General features: G+C 42.4%; 15 protein-coding genes and 1 other annotated feature. Of the genes, 14 read left to right on the top strand and 1 reads right to left on the bottom strand.

Annotated features, from left to right (window positions below; genetic code table 11):
* The first annotated feature begins 3 nt into the window (after positions 1 to 3).
* The 7 genes from BA79_RS06770 to ysxE all read left to right on the top strand — a co-directional run bounded on the left by BA79_RS06770 (position 4) and on the right by ysxE (position 7,329).
* Positions 4 to 834, top strand: coding sequence for a cytochrome c biogenesis protein (locus BA79_RS06770; protein WP_007501558.1), 831 nt, complete (start codon positions 4 to 6; stop codon positions 832 to 834).
* Positions 835 to 871: 37 nt separating this feature from the next.
* Complete coding sequence (gene hemC, locus BA79_RS06765; RefSeq protein ID WP_035701763.1) at positions 872 to 1,807, top strand: hydroxymethylbilane synthase; 936 nt, start codon at positions 872 to 874, stop codon at positions 1,805 to 1,807.
* Positions 1,804 to 2,595: a uroporphyrinogen-III synthase gene (locus tag BA79_RS06760; RefSeq protein WP_035701760.1), complete on the top strand. Its 792-nt coding sequence runs from the start codon at positions 1,804 to 1,806 to the stop codon at positions 2,593 to 2,595. Before hemC ends, BA79_RS06760 begins: the two co-directional genes overlap by 4 nt.
* Positions 2,592 to 3,563 carry a porphobilinogen synthase gene (gene hemB, locus BA79_RS06755; RefSeq protein ID WP_007501555.1) on the top strand — a complete coding sequence of 324 codons (972 nt, stop codon included), beginning with the start codon at positions 2,592 to 2,594 and terminating at the stop codon, positions 3,561 to 3,563. Before BA79_RS06760 ends, hemB begins: the two co-directional genes overlap by 4 nt.
* Before the next feature lie 27 nt (positions 3,564 to 3,590).
* Positions 3,591 to 4,883 carry a glutamate-1-semialdehyde 2,1-aminomutase gene (gene hemL / locus BA79_RS06750; protein WP_008342821.1) on the top strand — a complete coding sequence of 431 codons (1,293 nt, stop codon included), beginning with the start codon at positions 3,591 to 3,593 and terminating at the stop codon, positions 4,881 to 4,883.
* Positions 4,884 to 5,015: 132 nt separating this feature from the next.
* On the top strand, positions 5,016 to 6,260 hold the full coding sequence (locus BA79_RS06745; RefSeq protein WP_035701757.1) for a LysM peptidoglycan-binding domain-containing protein: 1,245 nt from the start codon (positions 5,016 to 5,018) through the stop codon (positions 6,258 to 6,260).
* A 37-nt stretch (positions 6,261 to 6,297) separates the two neighbouring features.
* Entirely contained in the window at positions 6,298 to 7,329 is a 1,032-nt protein-coding gene (gene ysxE / locus BA79_RS06740; RefSeq protein ID WP_035701755.1) for a spore coat protein YsxE, read from the top strand.
* A 74-nt stretch (positions 7,330 to 7,403) separates the two neighbouring features.
* Here the strand turns inward: ysxE and BA79_RS06735 are convergent, their stop codons facing one another.
* Positions 7,404 to 7,592 (bottom strand): hypothetical protein, encoded by a 189-nt coding sequence (locus BA79_RS06735; RefSeq protein WP_003216497.1) that lies wholly within the window; start codon positions 7,590 to 7,592, stop codon positions 7,404 to 7,406.
* Between the two features lie 169 nt (positions 7,593 to 7,761).
* Positions 7,762 to 7,991 (top strand) — a binding site (T-box leader).
* 59 nt (positions 7,992 to 8,050) lie between these two features.
* On the opposite strand from BA79_RS06735, the gene BA79_RS06730 reads away from it, so the two are divergent.
* The 7 genes from BA79_RS06730 to BA79_RS06700 all read left to right on the top strand — a co-directional run bounded on the left by BA79_RS06730 (position 8,051) and on the right by BA79_RS06700 (position 16,698).
* A complete protein-coding gene (locus BA79_RS06730) occupies positions 8,051 to 10,693 on the top strand; it encodes a valine--tRNA ligase (protein WP_025207725.1) in 2,643 nt (880 codons plus the stop codon).
* Positions 10,694 to 10,758: 65 nt separating this feature from the next.
* Positions 10,759 to 12,063, top strand: a complete 1,305-nt coding sequence (locus BA79_RS06725) for a bifunctional folylpolyglutamate synthase/dihydrofolate synthase (protein WP_035701752.1) — start codon at positions 10,759 to 10,761, stop codon at positions 12,061 to 12,063.
* Between the two features lie 149 nt (positions 12,064 to 12,212).
* The gene (locus BA79_RS06720; RefSeq protein ID WP_035701749.1) at positions 12,213 to 12,944 is read left to right on the top strand and encodes a prepilin peptidase; all 732 of its coding nucleotides are present in this window, start codon (positions 12,213 to 12,215) and stop codon (positions 12,942 to 12,944) included.
* Between the two features lie 157 nt (positions 12,945 to 13,101).
* Positions 13,102 to 14,118 (top strand): SPOR domain-containing protein, encoded by a 1,017-nt coding sequence (locus tag BA79_RS06715; protein ID WP_035702168.1) that lies wholly within the window; start codon positions 13,102 to 13,104, stop codon positions 14,116 to 14,118.
* A gap of 177 nt (positions 14,119 to 14,295) precedes the next feature.
* The gene (locus tag BA79_RS06710; protein ID WP_007501543.1) at positions 14,296 to 14,865 is read left to right on the top strand and encodes a Maf family protein; all 570 of its coding nucleotides are present in this window, start codon (positions 14,296 to 14,298) and stop codon (positions 14,863 to 14,865) included.
* A gap of 48 nt (positions 14,866 to 14,913) precedes the next feature.
* A complete protein-coding gene (radC, locus tag BA79_RS06705; protein ID WP_026050121.1) occupies positions 14,914 to 15,588 on the top strand; it encodes a RadC family protein in 675 nt (224 codons plus the stop codon).
* Positions 15,589 to 15,678: 90 nt separating this feature from the next.
* Positions 15,679 to 16,698, top strand: coding sequence for a rod shape-determining protein (locus tag BA79_RS06700; protein ID WP_007501538.1), 1,020 nt, complete (start codon positions 15,679 to 15,681; stop codon positions 16,696 to 16,698).
* Positions 16,699 to 16,717 lie beyond the last annotated feature (19 nt).

The following is a 16,717-nucleotide window of genomic DNA, read 5'->3' as shown; positions in this document are numbered from 1 at the left end:
GCGATGATGGAATCCATTGTAGCGAGACTAGGTGAAGCGACGACCTTGATCTATGCACTCAGTGTCTTGTTCTATTTCATAGATTTTCTTCAACACAACCGGAAGGCTGGAAAAATGGCTTTCTGGTTGCTTTCTATTGTCTGGCTGCTGCAAACAGTCTACATGTTTTATATTATGATGGAAACAGACCGATTCCCTGTGTTGAATGTAGCAGAGGGGTTATATTTTTATACGTGGGTGCTTGTGACATTGTCACTTGTTTTGACAAAAGTATTACGCGTTGAATTTATTGTCTTTTTTACAAATGTGATTGGTTTTTCCATGATGGCGATTCACACCTTTACACCATCCGATCTTCATTCTGCCGAACTGACGGGAAAGCTGACGAGTGAGCTGCTCGTCATTCATATTACGATGGCCATTTTATCATACGGCGCTTTTTCACTTTCATTTGCTTTTTCACTCCTCTATCTATTTCAATATCGTTTGCTGAAAAAGAAAAAATGGGGAAAATGGCTTTTGAGAATTGAAGATTTATCAAAGCTTGATCACATGGCGTATGTCTTAAATATTATTGGCGTGCCGATGCTCTTGCTTAGTTTAATTCTTGGCATTATATGGGCATATATCTCGTATGATACGTTGTACTGGACAGATGCAAAGGTGCTCGGTTCGTTTATTATGCTGTTTTTATACGGCTTTTACTTATACATTAGACTGGTGAGAAATATGCAGGGCAAAATCGTGGCGCGATGGAATGTCGCTTCATTTCTTGTGCTGATGATCAATTATTTTCTGCTTGGTAGCTTATCAACCTTTCATTGGTTTCAATAATGATGAGTCTTAAGGGCATTGTCGGGAGGAAGACGTAATGCGTACAATTAAAGTAGGTTCTAGACGAAGCAAACTTGCGATTACACAAACAAAATGGGTCATTCAAAAGTTGTCTGAACTAAACCCTTCTTATTCTTTTGAAATTAAAGAGATTGTGACAAAGGGTGATCAAATTTTAGATGTGACCTTATCAAAGGTTGGCGGAAAAGGTCTGTTTGTTAAAGAGATTGAACAGGCAATGCTGAACCATGACATCGATATGGCAGTACACAGCATGAAAGATATGCCGGCTTCTCTTCCGGAAGGTTTAGTCATCGGATGTATTCCTGAGCGTGAAGATGTGAGGGATGCATTGATTTCAAAGGATCATCTCCGTCTTCATGAACTACCAAAGGGAGCGGTTGTGGGAACGAGCAGCTTACGGCGCAGTGCACAGCTTCTTCAGGAGAGACCAGATCTTGAGATTAAATGGATCCGTGGAAACATTGATACGAGACTCGAAAAACTGAAAAATGAAGAATATGATGCGATTATTCTAGCGGCTGCCGGATTGTCTAGAATGGGCTGGAGTCAAGAAGTCGTGTCGGAATTTTTAGCTCCTGATACTTGCCTTCCTGCTGTGGGGCAGGGCGCATTGTCGATAGAATGCCGGGGAGATGACGAAGAGCTATTGCAGCTGTTAGCTCAATTCACAAATGAGTATACAAAGAAAACGGTCCTTGCTGAAAGAGCCTTCCTTAAGCAAATGGATGGAAGCTGTCAAGTGCCGATCGCTGGTTATGCAACGATGAATGAGCGTGATGAAATTGAATTGACAGGTCTTGTGGCATCTGCGGATGGGCATACGATTATTCGAGAAACCGTAACAGGTACTGACCCTGAGGCAATCGGAACAGCATGTGCGAAGCAAATGGCGGATAAGGGAGCAAAGGATTTGATCGACAAGGTGAAAAAGGATCTGTCCTCCCAATGACGATAGCCAAATCGCTTTACGGACAGACGGTGCTTGTCACTCGAAATGAACGTCAAGCGGGTGCGTTTCAGCAGAAAATTGAAGCGCTGAACGGCCATGCTGTTTTAACCTCTCTTATCAGGTTTGAACCAACGCTGACAAAAGAAAAAGCGAAGGCATTTTTAGAAGACTTAGAAGCAAGCCATTGGCTTGTGTTTACGAGTGTAAATGGTGCGTCTTTTTTTCTTAGTTATATAGAGAAGCATCAATTACATCAAAGCTTATCCCACTTGAAAGTGGCGGCTGTAGGTGAAAAAACATCTGCCTATCTGATGCAGCACGGCCTAAAAGTGGATGTGGTTCCAGAGCGATTTATAGCAGAAGAACTGGCAGATGCTTTAATTGAACATGTAAACCCAGAAGAATGTGTCTTTGTAGCAAAAGGCCACCTGTCACGAGATGTGGTGAAGAATACCCTCGTTCCGCTTGGCATTGATGTAAAAGAGTGGATTATATATGAAACAGTGAAGGATGAGGACGGAATTATCGCACTCAAGTCGGCAATGATGGAGCAATCATTTGATTTTATTACATTTACAAGCTCCTCCACTGTTCATTCTTTTATGCACGCCATGGAGGCTGATATCGATAGATTAGCTGCATCAGACACATGTTTTGTGAGCATCGGTCCTCTTACACAAGAGGCACTGCTTCAATACGGGATTTCTTCTGAAACCCCAGATACTTATACGATAGACGGGATGCTTGATTTGATGTGCCGTTTATCTGAAAGGAAGTTGAACCAATGATGAAATTTAACAGACACCGCAGATTGCGTACAAGCGCAGGAATGAGAGAATTGGTGAGAGAAACATTTTTAAGACCCTCTGATTTCATTTATCCGATCTTTTTTGTAGAGGGAGAGAATGTCCGGAAAGAAGTCCCTTCAATGCCGGGTGTCTATCACATTTCAGTTGATCTTGTGAAAGAAGAAGTCCAAGAGCTTGTTGACCTTGGGATTAAATCTATCATTGTTTTTGGGGTACCAGACCATAAAGACCATGTAGGCAGTGAAGCTTATCACGATCATGGGATTGTTCAAAGAGCAACGCTTGAAATCAAAAAGCATTTCCCTGAGCTTGTGGTCATTGCTGATACTTGCTTATGCCAATATACAGATCACGGACATTGCGGAATCGTTGAAGATGGAGAAATTTTAAATGATGAATCTCTTCAGCTCTTAGCGAAAACCGCTGTCAGTCAGGCTCGTGCAGGTGCAGATATCATTGCTCCATCAAACATGATGGATGGCTTTGTTATCGCAATTCGTGAGGCGCTTGATGAGGCCGGCTTTGTTCATGTGCCTGTCATGTCATATGCTGTGAAATATGCAAGTGCTTTTTACGGTCCGTTTCGTGATGCGGCGCATAGCACACCGCAGTTTGGAGATCGTAAAACGTATCAAATGGACCCTGCAAACCGCTTAGAAGCACTGAGAGAAGCGCAGTCTGATGTAGAAGAAGGCGCTGACTTCCTGATCGTGAAGCCGTCACTTTCATACTTAGATATCATGCGTGATGTGAAAAATGAATTTACACTTCCTGTTGTTGCGTACAATGTGAGCGGAGAGTATGCAATGGTGAAAGCAGCAGCTCAAAATGGGTGGATTTCTGAAAAAGAGCTTGTTCTTGAAATGCTGACTAGCATGAAACGTGCAGGCGCAGAATTAATCATTACGTATCATGCAAAAGATGCAGCAAAATGGCTCTCAGAATAAAGAACGGATAGACAGGAGGACGTTGAAATGGGACGTAGCTATGAAAAGTCAAAGCAAGCATTTAAAGAAGCGCAGCAGTTAATGCCGGGTGGTGTGAACAGCCCTGTGCGCGCATTTAAATCAGTCAATACAGACCCGATTTTTATGGAACGAGGAAAAGGCGCAAAAATATACGATATTGACGGAAATGAATATATTGATTATGTCTTATCGTGGGGACCGCTTATTTTAGGGCATACGAATGACCGTGTGGTTGAAAGCATTCAGCGAGTAGCTGAACATGGTACAAGCTTCGGTGCTTCTACTTTAGTTGAAAATGAATTAGCTAAGCTTGTATCAGAACGAGTTCCTTCTATTGAGGTCATTCGTATGGTCAGCTCTGGAACAGAGGCGACGATGAGTGCGCTTCGTCTAGCACGTGGTTTTACAGGCAGAAACAAAATTGTGAAATTTGAAGGCTGTTATCATGGCCACGGTGATTCTTTGCTTATTAAAGCTGGTTCGGGTGTGGCAACGCTTGGACTTCCGGATAGCCCTGGTGTCCCTGAAGGTACAGCAAGCAATACGATCACCGTTCCATACAATGATTTAGAAAGCATCAAAGTCGCTTTTGAAGAATTTGGAGACGACATTGCAGGTGTCATTGTAGAACCAGTTGCAGGAAATATGGGGGTTGTCCCTCCGCAAGAAGGTTTCTTGCAAGGATTGAGAGACATCACCGAGCAATATGGCTCTTTACTCATTTTTGATGAGGTCATGACAGGCTTCCGTGTGGATTATCATTGTGCCCAAGGCTATTTTGGCATTACGCCTGATCTGACATGTCTTGGTAAAGTCATCGGAGGCGGCCTGCCAGTTGGTGCTTATGGCGGTAGAGCGGACATTATGAGACAAATTGCGCCAAGCGGCCCGATTTATCAAGCAGGAACGTTATCCGGTAACCCGCTTGCGATGACAGCAGGTCTTGAAACATTAAAACAGCTGACACCTGAGTCTTATGAAGAGTTTAGACGCAAAGGAGATCGTTTGGAAGAAGGTATTTCAAAAGCGGCGAAAGCACATGGGATTCCATTAACATTTAACCGTGCAGGTTCCATGATTGGATTCTTCTTTACAAACGAACAAGTCGTCAATTACGATACAGCGAAAACAGCTGACCTTGCTTTATTCGCTGAATTCTACAAGGAAATGGCTGATCACGGCATCTTCCTTCCACCTTCACAATTCGAAGGGCTGTTCCTATCAACTGCTCATACGGATGAAGACATCGAGTATACAATTGAGACAGTTGAAAAGGTATTTCAAAAATTAGCTCAGTAACCAAAAGCCGATATGGAGACATATCGGCTTTTTGCTTTGCATAAAACCAATCATATTTTCACTGCCTCCTTCATACACCTGTATTGACATCTAATTTTATTTTGAAGGATTAGATGAAAGGAGGACACCGACTTGTCTCAAAACAATCGATTACAGTTTTCGGTAGAAGAGTCCATTTATTTCAAAAACGGACAGGAAGTCAGTGAGCTGCTGTCAATTTCTCTCGATCCTGACATTCTCGTTCAAGAAGTGAATGATTATGTTTCCATTAGAGGTTCACTCGAGCTAACAGGAGAATACAACATAAATCAAGAGGAGCTAATGGGTGAATCCAGTTCCTATGCATCATACAGGCAGGCTGATGAGGTGAAGGTAAGAGAGGACGGAACGGCTGAGCTGCTGCATCAATTTCCGGTGGATATCACGATCCCCAAGAACAAAATTAGTCATTTAAATGATGTATTTGTGTTTATTGATGCATTTGATTACCAGCTGACAGAAAGCCGTTTGCTCACGATTCAGGCTGATTTGGCCATTGAAGGTCTGTTAGATGAAGGAACGCCTGAACCGCTTGTAGAAGAGCCATATGAATTTGTCCATCGTGCTGAAGAGGAATATGGCGATGTCACTTATGAATATCAGGCGCAGTCTGAATATGAAGAGCAAGAAATGCTGCCACGTGAAGAGCGTGAAGAAAATGCAGAACAGCAGGCCGTTTTGCAACATGAAGCGCGAACTGAACAAGAAGAGGATGAAATAGACATCGAGACGGTGATGGTGGAAGAAGCAGAAGAAGAGGAGGAATATGAGGAAGAAGAAGCCGTGGCGCTTGGGTATCGTTCCTTCCCAGAAACTCAAGTTCAAGAGCCGCCATTCTTTGACCCGCCTAAGCTGTTAGAAGAAGAGGAGCGGGATGATACGTTCTTTGAGGTGGAAGTGAGGAAAGACCCTGAAGCAGAGAGCAAGGAAGAAGAAGAGCCGCCAGCTTATCCAGCCTTTGAATCACCTGCTTATCAGATGGAACAGACGCAGGAAGAGCGGGATGACAGCTATCAGTTCGAACGATTATATGAACGTGAAGCACCAAAGGTGTATGAATCAGCTCAAGAAGCTGAGGAGTTTGAACATGACCAGAGAGAAGCGTCTGGCAGTGAGAATTCTCTTTATTTAACGAAGCTGTTCGCTAAGCAGGAGGAGGAAGATTTTTCTCGCATGAAAATATGTATAGTTCAGCAAGAAGATACGGTCGATCGTATTTGTGAGCGATATCAGTTGAATGTGCAGCAGCTCCTTCGAACGAATTCATTGTCGGTGGATGCAGAGCTTGAAGAAGGGCAGATTCTTTATATTCCTGAATATCAAAAAAGCAATGCATAGTATGAGATGATGGACCGAGAAAATGTGGTGAGAGAACGTGGATGAAATCCAATCTGTCCTATACGAATATGGGCTTGAGGCTGAATATATCGAACCTGTCAGTCCAGCAGTCGTTAGAGTGTATACAAAGCAGGGCGTATTTGCACTAAAGCGAGTAAAACCCCATCGACACATGCAATTTACAGAGCAAATGCTTGAACTAGAATCAAAAGGCTATCGCTCCTTTGTGCCGATTTATCGCACGAAGAGCGGTTCCTTTTTCTCAAATCAACGAGAAAGCCAGTACACGTATTACCTTATGCCATGGCTGACGAATGAAAAGAGAGAAGAGCAGGACGATAAACATGAATATTTATTTCAAGAGATTGCAAGACTTCATAAACGAACAGAAGTCATGATGGACATTACAGAGCAGGAAATAGAGGCTCACTACACCCAAATGAAAAGCAAATGGGAAACAGAGAAAGACATGTATGAACGATTTATCGAGCGGGCAGAACAAACATGGTATATGTCGCCATTTGAGCTGGCTGCTGCTATGTACTTTTCAGAAGCGATGTCTGCAAGTGAATTTGCACTTGAACGTTTAGAGGATTGGCATGAGGAAATGAAAGACCAAGAGGCGACACGTATTGTGTTAAACCATGGGCAATTGTCAATCCATCACTTTTTGTACAATGATGTAGGTACAGGACATTTCACCAATTTTGAGCGGTCCAAAAAGGCTACCCCCATATATGACCTTTTGACCTTTTACTATCGCACATTCAAAACCTACCCTACTCCTTGTCCTGAATGCACATCTTTGTTTTATACGTATCAAAAGGGAAATAAACTTCGTGAGGAAGAGATTCATTTGTTCTTGAGCTACCTCGCTTATCCGCAGGGTTTGTTTGATACGGTGAAAGCCTATGAAGCAGGCGGACAGGATGAGATGGAAAGTTGTCAGGAGCTGTTAAGGGCGTATTGGCAAATGAAAAATTCTGAGCCGACCGTCATGAAAATACACGAAATTGAGCAGGCTAGACGCCTTGAAGAAGAACAAAATGCCTCGTCATCAGAAGAGTGACGAGGTTGTTTGCTGTCAAATGTCTAACATGGGGTAATCGATACATAAGAGTGAGCCTGCAGCTTTCAGCTCTCTTAAAACCAATCAAGGTGAAAGGCACAGGCGAGAAATATAAGAATTCCTAAGATGAGGACGTCAAATGTTGTAGGAAAAATGATCGTGCGAAAGCCTTGAAATATGGCAATCGGGAGAACGACTTGGGAGGCAACTGCCCGAATTTGTCTAAGCCATGGGGGGAGTGTGTAAGGATTGATCTTTTTCAAAATAAAACGCCCTCCTTCTTTATTTTGTTATTATCATATGGGCAAAGAGGCAAAGGGTGCCTGCCCAATTTGTATAAAGAAGAAGAAAAGCGGAAAAGATGATTGACGAAAACAAAAGGCATTTAGTAATATTAATAAAAGATGAGTATAAGCTGATGAACGTGATATATCGTAAGCGTGGATCAGGAAGAGTACGAGCAAGACCCTAAAGAGAGGGAAACCAATAGCTGAAAGGTTTTCTAGGATGCACTTGTTTGGAAGGTCGCCTGTGAGCTTAATTTCTTGAAACATGTAGTAGAGAAATTCGGGAGATCCCCGTTATCCTTTAGAGAGTACGGGACACGTCTAAGTGTTTCGTGAAAAAAGGTGGTACCGCGAAAAAGCTTTTTCGTCCTTTTATAAGGATGAGAAGGCTTTTTTTATGTTTCATCAGCCGAAAAAATGTGGAGGTAACACAAATGGAAACAAATAATCAAGAAATGCCAACAAAGTACGATCCAAATGCGATTGAAAAAGACCGCTATACGTACTGGCTTGAAGGGAAATTCTTCGAAGCACAAAATGACAAAACGAAAGATCCATATACAGTCGTCATTCCTCCACCAAACGTGACAGGAAAATTACACTTAGGGCATGCTTGGGATTCAACTCTTCAAGACATCGTGACTCGTATGAAACGGATGCAGGGCTATGATGTTTTATGGCTGCCAGGAATGGATCATGCGGGTATTGCAACACAAGCCAAGGTAGAGGCGAAGCTTCGCGAAGAAGGTGTGAGCCGCTATGATCTCGGACGTGAAAAATTTGTAGAAGAAACGTGGAAATGGAAAGAAGAGTATGCCGATTTTATTCGCAGCCAGTGGGCGAAAATGGGTCTAGGTCTAGACTATTCGCGTGAGCGTTTCACATTAGATGAAGGCTTGAATAAAGCGGTCCGCCAAGTGTTTGTTCAATTGTATGAAAAAGGATTGATCTATCGCGGAGAATACATCATTAACTGGGACCCAGCAACAAAAACGGCCCTTTCTGATATTGAAGTCATCTACAAGGATGTGCAAGGTGCGTTTTATCACTTGAGATATCCGCTTGCAGATGGATCAGGTTCGATTGAAATTGCGACAACAAGACCTGAAACGATGCTGGGAGATACAGCAGTCGCTGTACATCCTGAAGATGAACGCTATCAGCATTTGATTGGGAAAACAGTTGTTTTACCAATTACAGGCCGAGAGATTCCAATCGTCGGGGATGACTATGTCGATATGGAATTTGGATCAGGAGCTGTAAAAATTACGCCGGCTCATGACCCGAATGACTTCGAGCTTGGAAACCGTCATAACCTAGAGCGCATTCTTGTGATGAATGAAGATGGCACAATGAATGGAAACGCACTTCAATACAAAGGAATGGACCGCTTCGAATGTCGTAAACAGCTTGTGAAAGATCTTCAAGAAGAAGGCATTTTGTTCAAAATTGAGGACCACATGCATTCAGTTGGTCACAGTGAGCGCAGTGGCGCTGTAGTGGAGCCATATTTATCAACACAATGGTTTGTGAAAATGCAGCCGCTCGCAGATGAAGCCATCAATCTGCAAAAAGGTGATGAGCAAGTTCAATTTGTTCCAGACCGATTTGAAAAGACGTATTTACACTGGATGGAAAATATCCGTGACTGGTGTATTTCTCGTCAGCTATGGTGGGGACACCGCATCCCGGCTTGGTATCATAAAGAAACGAAGGAAGTATACGTGGGACTGGAAGCGCCAGAAGATATAGAGAACTGGGAACAGGATAACGATGTGCTTGATACATGGTTTAGTTCAGCGCTTTGGCCTTTCTCTACAATGGGCTGGCCGGATGCAGACAGTGAAGACTTCAAGCGCTACTATCCAACAAACCTGCTTGTTACAGGCTATGACATCATCTTCTTCTGGGTCTCTCGCATGATCTTCCAAGGTCTTGAATTCACAGGAGAAAAACCATTTAAAGATGTCCTCATTCACGGTCTTATTCGCGATGAACAAGGGCGTAAAATGAGTAAGTCACTTGGCAACGGAATTGATCCAATGGAGGTCATCGACAAATACGGTGCGGATTCACTGAGATATTTCTTAGCGACTGGAAGCTCTCCAGGTCAAGATTTACGTTTTAGCTTTGAAAAGGTTGAATCCACTTGGAACTTTGCGAACAAAATTTGGAACGCATCCCGTTTTGCTTTAATGAATATGGATGGTTTAACGTACGATGAGCTTGATTTGACAGGAGAAAAATCAGTCGCTGATCAATGGATTTTAACACGACTAAATGAAACGATTGAAAGTGTCACACAGCTTGCTGATAAGTATGAATTTGGTGAAGTGGGCAGACATTTATACAACTTCATTTGGGATGATTTCTGTGATTGGTACATTGAAATGGCGAAACTTCCGCTTTATGGAGAAGATGAAGCGGCGAAGAAAACGACTCGTTCGATCCTTGCGTATGTATTAGATCAAACGATGAGACTTCTACATCCGTTTATGCCGTTCTTAACAGAAGAAATCTGGCAGCATCTACCTCATGAAGGTGAGTCCATTACTGTAGCGGCATGGCCTGAAGTGAAGCCGGAGCTTTCCAACGAACAAGCTTCTGCTGACATGAAGCTGCTTGTTGAACTGATTCGTTCTGTTCGTAATATTCGCAGTGAAGTCAACACACCAATGAGCAAACAAGTTGAGCTATATATCAAAGCATCCACATCTGATGTACAGGAACGTTTAGAGAAGAACCGTTCATATATTGAACGCTTTACGAATCCAAGTGTGCTTGAAATTGGCACGGATGTTCCTGCTAGTGATAAAGCGATGACAGCAGTTATTTCTGGAGCAGAGCTCATTCTTCCGCTTGAAGGTTTAATCAATTTAGACGAAGAAATTGCCCGTCTGCAAAAAGAGCTTGATAAACTGACAAAAGAAGTGGAACGAGTTCAGAAAAAGCTTGGCAATGAAGGCTTTATGAAAAAAGCACCTGAAAGTGTCGTAGAAGAAGAGCGTGCGAAAGAACGTGATTATGTCGCAAAACGCGAAGCTGTTCAAAAGCGTATTGAAGAGCTGAAAGCATAAGAGTGAAAAGACGGCTCCTAATGAATTGGAGTCGTCTTTTTTGAAAATTTCGTATGAAATGAGAGATGACATTGTTTACAACCTATCATGAAGCCATTGAATGGATTCATAGCAGACTCGCTTTCGGTGTCAAACCGGGACTTGAACGAATGAAATGGCTGATGGACAGACTAGACCATCCTGAACAAAAAATAAGAGCGGTGCATGTAGCTGGAACAAATGGAAAAGGATCAACGATTGCATTTACGCGATCCATTTTACAGTCAGCGGGCTATTCAGTTGGAACCTTCACCTCGCCATTTATTTTAACGTTCAATGAACGAATTAGTGTTAATGGGGAGCCGATTTTGGACGAAGAGTGGTTGAGTTTGGCGAACGAAATCAAGCCTTTAGTTGATGAATTAGATGATACAGAGCTTGGTGCAGCAACAGAGTTTGAGATCATTACAGCATGTGCGTTTGCTTATTTTGCCCATGTGCACCAAGTAGACTTTGTCCTCTTGGAAACAGGGCTTGGCGGAAGACTTGATTCTACAAATGTGGCAGCGCCCATCTTAACAGCAATTACGTCGATTGGTCACGATCATATGGCCATTTTAGGCGACACACTTGATCAGATTGCAGCAGAAAAAGCTGGCATTATTAAAGCTGGGATTCCAATGATCACGGCCGTTCATCAAGCGGAAGCTCTTACTGTGATTCAACACAAAGCCGAAGAAAAAAATGCGCCGTTTATCTCGTTACATGATACTTGTACCTTTAAGGACCAGCAGCCGACTGAAACAGGAGAACGCTTCACATTCACTACCCCAAAAAGGGAGTACTCGCAGCTAGAGACAGGGTTAATCGGAACGCATCAAAGGCAGAACGCCTCCCTTGCCGTTCTACTGATCGAATGGCTGGAGCAAGAAGGATATATCCATGTGCTAAATGAGCAAGTGTATGAAGGAATTCGGCAAGCGGTGTGGGCTGGAAGATTTGAAAAGATCCAAGATCAGCCTCTTGTTTATTTAGATGGTGCTCATAACGAAGAAGGAATGGACCGTTTAATTGAAACTGTACAAGCTCATTTTTCTAGTAAACAGGTTCATGTATGTTTTAGTGCCTTAAAAGATAAACCTTACAAACAAATGATCGAAAAGCTTGAAAGGATTAGTTCATCGATTCATTTTGTTTCCTTTGACTTTCCAAGAGCTGAATCAGCGGAAAAGCTTTATGATTGCAGTCATTTAGAAGCAAAATCGTTTGATGAAGACCCTCGTGCAGTGCTTGACTTCATTCAGAAGAAAAGAGATGACCCTTCAGCAATGATTCTGGTGACAGGTTCCCTTTATTTTATCTCAGATGTACGAAGTCGTATTTTACAGTAAGGAAAAGACGCAAATTGCTTCTATGCAATGCGCGTCTTTTTTCTTTTGATATGTAGGAGAGGGGGAAAATCACTTTTTCGCAAGGTGATCAAAGGTGAATCGCTATGGTACAATCCGGTCTATTCTATTTCCGGAAGGAGTCACCTAATTTGATTGATTTTTTTATGTTTTTCACAGGCATGGCCATGGGGTCATTTTTTCATCTAGTTGGTGAGAGGCTTCCGATGAAGCGATCCATTCTTTTTCCTCGATCACACTGCGGAGCTTGTAAAGAGCCGCTTTCTTTTCACGACATGCTCCCGCTTGTTTCTTATATTGTATTGAAAGGGTCATGTAAGCATTGTGGAACCCGGCTCTCTTTGCTTTATCCACTGTTTGAGCTGTTGACAGGCGGCCTTTTTTTACTCGTTTATAGACATGCTGGTTTCTCTTTTGAGGGCCTTTTTCTTGTGAGTCTATGTAGTTTATTCGTGATTGCTGTCGTGAGCGATCTTTTTTATATGAGAGTACCCAACGAGCTCTTTCTCTTCTTTTTTCCTCTTTTCGTCATATACCGCATGCTAGAACCACTTTTTATTTGGTGGGAAGGAGCGGCATCTCTTCTTATTTGTCTTCTTTTGTTTTATAGTTTAGAACATTTCAAGCCAAATAGTATGGGGGGAGCGGATGTCAAACTATTTGGTGTGCTTGCATTTTGCTTCGGATTTAAGCCATTTCTGATCATTCTTTTTCTTTCGTCTGTCACGGGAATGGTTTACGCAAAGGTGTTTTCTTACAAGGCAAATGAACCCTTGCCTTTTGTTCCTGCCATCGCTTGTTCTTTCTGGTTTTATCTTTTTTGTGGTGATCTGTTAAACCCAATTCGCGATTTTTTCGGATGAGAAAATTGGCGAACACTTTTTGAACCTGCCGACAAAAGTCTTGTTCTTTTTTTTATTGGCTATGTTAAAGTGTGAAACAGAAAGAAGGACGGGTTACATTCGCGCTATTTCATTGGACAGAAAGGTCTTTCTTACAAACAATGTCAGAAAGCGGGGAATGACAGTGAAAAAAAGGCAGGCAAAAAAACAAGGGTTAAAGGTCAATATTAATGGCAAGGAAGAAATGCTGCATGGAGAAGATCATCAACCTCAAAAACAGCAAGAGGATCAAGTGACGTTTTCGAACTGGGAGGAAAAGAGGAAGTCTGAACAGGAGACAGCCGCTTCCGAGGAGGAACCGTCCAAACCGAAAGAAGAAGATTTTCAATGGGACGATGCAGCAGATCACATTTATCATTCGGATCCAAAGGTCGTCACACCCTATCAAAAGAAAAAAGGTTCTTTTGAACAGAAGTTCAGTAAAAACCGCGGTCCCTTCAAACGAGTGATGACAACGATTGTGTTTGCAGTCGTTCTAGGGACAGGCCTCGGTGTATTTGCACTAAGTTTAAGTAAAGATGGATCTGCCAATCCATCAGGAGGCGATCATATCAGCGTCTCAGCATCTGGAAGCGGGCCTTCGGCGAAAGCTGGGGGAGATGCACCACCGGCTGATCTTGCAGATACGTCAAAGGACAATGAAGGTGAAAAAAGTGCATCAGGTCATTTTTCAACCTTTGTGGTGCAGGCTGGAAAGTTTTCTTCTGAAAAAGGAGCAGATGACTTAGTTGACAGTTTAAAAGAGGCAGGATATGCAGGTAAAAAGGTATCAATGGATGATGGATATTATGTGATTGCCGGACTTGCCACAGAACAAGGCATGACAAGTGCCGTTGGGAAAAAATTGATCGATCAGCACTTTGAAGCATGGGGAGGAAAAGAGCTCTCGTTTCAAGTGCCGGATGAGCTGACAGGTTTAATAGAGAAGGCATCTGTCTTATCCTCTAAGATGATTGCAGGAGATGATGTGGATCAAAAAGAAGTCACTCAGCTGATTTCTGAACTCGAAAATGCCAAAACAACCGACGCACCAGCTAAAAGCAGTTTGCTGAAAGCTGTTCAGCTTTTAAATGACCCATCTGCTGAAAATGGCTGGAAATCTCAGCAAGCGCTATTAGATCAACTAAATACGTAAAATCATGTTTTTAACAGCCAAACTAGTCAAAAAATGACTAGTTTTTTTCTTTTGCTTCCAACATAATGATGTAGGAACATGAAAATGGCATTTTCGTCAATTGTCGGTAAGATATTCATTTGATAGGATGAATGGGTATCTTACTTCTTAGGCTAAACCCTGAAAGGATGAACAAACATGAACCAGTTAATACTCGCATCTCAATCACCTAGAAGAAAAGAATTGCTTGATTTAGCAGGGTTTTCTTATGACATTCAAGCAAGTGATTTAAAAGAAGAAATAAATCGAAACCTTTCTCCTGCTGAGAACGTCCAATGGTTGGCAGAACAAAAAGCAAATGATATTCAAAAAATACATCCCAAAGCTGTGATCATTGGTGCAGATACAATTGTTGCAATTGATGGCAAATGTCTTGGAAAGCCAAAAGACAAGGAAGATGCAGCCTCAATGCTTCAATTATTGTCAGGTAAGACACATCAAGTCTTGACTGGTGTCACGATTCAATCAGAGAATAGAAAAGAAACATTTTATGAACAGACAGACGTGACATTTTGGCCGCTTACACAAGATGAAATAGACCGCTATATTGAAACCGGTGAGCCTCTTGATAAAGCTGGAAGCTACGGCATTCAAGGAAAAGGTGCCCTGTTTGTACAAAAAATAGACGGTGATTATTTTTCCGTTGTAGGACTCCCTATTGCTAAAACAGTCAGAGTGCTTGAAACATTTGGTATCACCCCTTTTTGATGACGGGAAGGAATCAAAAAAGGAGTGTAGATCTTGAATCATTTCCCTATGCTGCTGAAGCATTTTCCTCATGATGAAAAGCCGCGCGAACGATTTGTCAAATATGGCCCAAGCAGCTTATCAAACCATGAACTTGTCGCGATTCTTTTGAGAACAGGCACAAAAAAGGAATCAGTTCTTCAAGTGTCCGCAAGACTTTTACAAACATTTGGTGGTCTTCGTTCTGTGAAGGAAGCTTCGATTGAAGAATTGTCAAAGATTCGAGGAGTTGGAAAAGCGAAGGCGATCTCTCTTTTAGCTGCTTTAGAACTCGGCACTAGATTACACCATCAAACGACGGACAATCGTTATGTGATCCGCACGCCGGAGGATGGTGCGAATTTTGTGATGGAAGATATGAGATTTTTGACGCAGGAGAATTTCGTTTGTCTTTATCTCAATACCAAAAATCAAGTTCTTCATAAACATACTGTGTTTATCGGAAGTCTAAATTCGTCGATTGTTCACCCGCGCGAAATTTTTAAAGAGGCCTTTAAACGTTCGGCCGCTTCATTTATATGTGTGCACAACCATCCATCTGGAGATCCGACGCCCAGCAGGGAAGATATTGAAGTCACACAGCGACTTTTTGAATGTGGGAAGCTGATTGGAATACAGCTGCTTGATCATCTAGTGATCGGTGATCAAAAATTTGTGAGTTTGAAGGAAAAAGGGTATTTGTAACACTTTTTTTTTCAATGTTTTACGATATAATAGAGTTTATGAGTTTTTCCCTAAAGGGAATTTTGGTTTAAGAAAGGAAGATACATACATATGTTTGGAATTGGTACAAAAGACCTTGGAATAGATCTTGGAACAGCGAATACGCTTGTTTTTATTAAAGGAAAAGGCATTGTTGTGAGAGAACCTTCGGTCGTAGCTTTGGAAACTGATACGAAGTCTATAGTGGCGGTTGGAAATGACGCTAGAAACATGATCGGTCGTACACCTGGTAATGTTGTGGCACTGCGCCCAATGAAAGACGGAGTCATTGCAGACTACGAGACGACAGCAACAATGATGAAATATTACATTAATCAAGCATTAAAAGGTAAAGGGCTTTTTGCTCGTAAACCGTACGTGATGGTGTGTGTACCATCTGGTATTACAGCAGTCGAAGAGCGTGCAGTCATTGATGCAACAAGACAAGCTGGTGCTCGTGACGCATACCCTATTGAAGAGCCATTTGCTGCGGCAATCGGTGCTAACCTTCCTGTATGGGAGCCAACTGGAAGCATGGTTGTAGATATTGGCGGCGGTACAACAGAAGTAGCCATTATTTCACTTGGCGGTATTGTGACATCTCAATCGATCCGTGTTGCAGGAGACGAGATGGATGATGCGATTAGCAGCTACATTCGTAAAACGTATAATCTTATGATTGGTGATCGTACGTCAGAAGCGATTAAAATGGAAATCGGTTCTGCGCAGCCTGACGTACATGATGAGATGGACATTCGCGGCCGTGACCTTTTAACAGGTCTGCCAAAAACGATCTCTATTACAGCAGAAGAAATTGCAAAAGCGCTTCGCGATACGGTGGAAACAATTGTCGATGCGGTCAAAATGACACTTGAAAAAACGCCACCTGAGCTAGCAGCAGATATTATGGACCGTGGAATTGTGTTAACAGGCGGCGGTGCATTGCTACGTAATCTTGACAAAGTCATTAGTGATGAAACAAAAATGCCGGTCATTATTGCTGAAGATCCGCTTGACTGTGTGGCGATCGGAACAGGGAAAGCACTAGAACATATTCACTTGTTCAAAGGAAAATCTAAAGATAATCGATAATTGGGCGTAAATAAAGAGG

Source organism: Bacillus altitudinis 41KF2b (assembly GCF_000691145.1).
In the GTDB taxonomy this organism is placed as follows: domain Bacteria; phylum Bacillota; class Bacilli; order Bacillales; family Bacillaceae; genus Bacillus; species Bacillus altitudinis.
Note: the sequence above shows the minus strand (reverse complement) of the source record. Positions and strands in the feature narration are given on the sequence as shown.

Bases quoted from the DNA above. Each gene is read 5' to 3' on its own strand.
- hemL (WP_008342821.1), top strand. From the start codon at position 3,591: ATGGGACGTAGCTATGAAAAGTCAAAGCAAGCATTTAAAGAAGCGCAG.
- hemC (WP_035701763.1), top strand. From the start codon at position 872: ATGCGTACAATTAAAGTAGGTTCTAGACGAAGCAAACTTGCGATTACA.
- BA79_RS06770 (WP_007501558.1), top strand. From the start codon at position 4: ATGATGGAATCCATTGTAGCGAGACTAGGTGAAGCGACGACCTTGATC.
- radC (WP_026050121.1), top strand. From the start codon at position 14,914: ATGCTGCTGAAGCATTTTCCTCATGATGAAAAGCCGCGCGAACGATTT.
- BA79_RS06710 (WP_007501543.1), top strand. From the start codon at position 14,296: ATGAACCAGTTAATACTCGCATCTCAATCACCTAGAAGAAAAGAATTG.
- BA79_RS06760 (WP_035701760.1), top strand. From the start codon at position 1,804: ATGACGATAGCCAAATCGCTTTACGGACAGACGGTGCTTGTCACTCGA.
- BA79_RS06730 (WP_025207725.1), top strand. From the start codon at position 8,051: ATGGAAACAAATAATCAAGAAATGCCAACAAAGTACGATCCAAATGCG.
- BA79_RS06715 (WP_035702168.1), top strand. From the start codon at position 13,102: ATGACAGTGAAAAAAAGGCAGGCAAAAAAACAAGGGTTAAAGGTCAAT.
- BA79_RS06725 (WP_035701752.1), top strand. From the start codon at position 10,759: ATGACATTGTTTACAACCTATCATGAAGCCATTGAATGGATTCATAGC.
- hemB (WP_007501555.1), top strand. From the start codon at position 2,592: ATGATGAAATTTAACAGACACCGCAGATTGCGTACAAGCGCAGGAATG.
- BA79_RS06700 (WP_007501538.1), top strand. From the start codon at position 15,679: ATGTTTGGAATTGGTACAAAAGACCTTGGAATAGATCTTGGAACAGCG.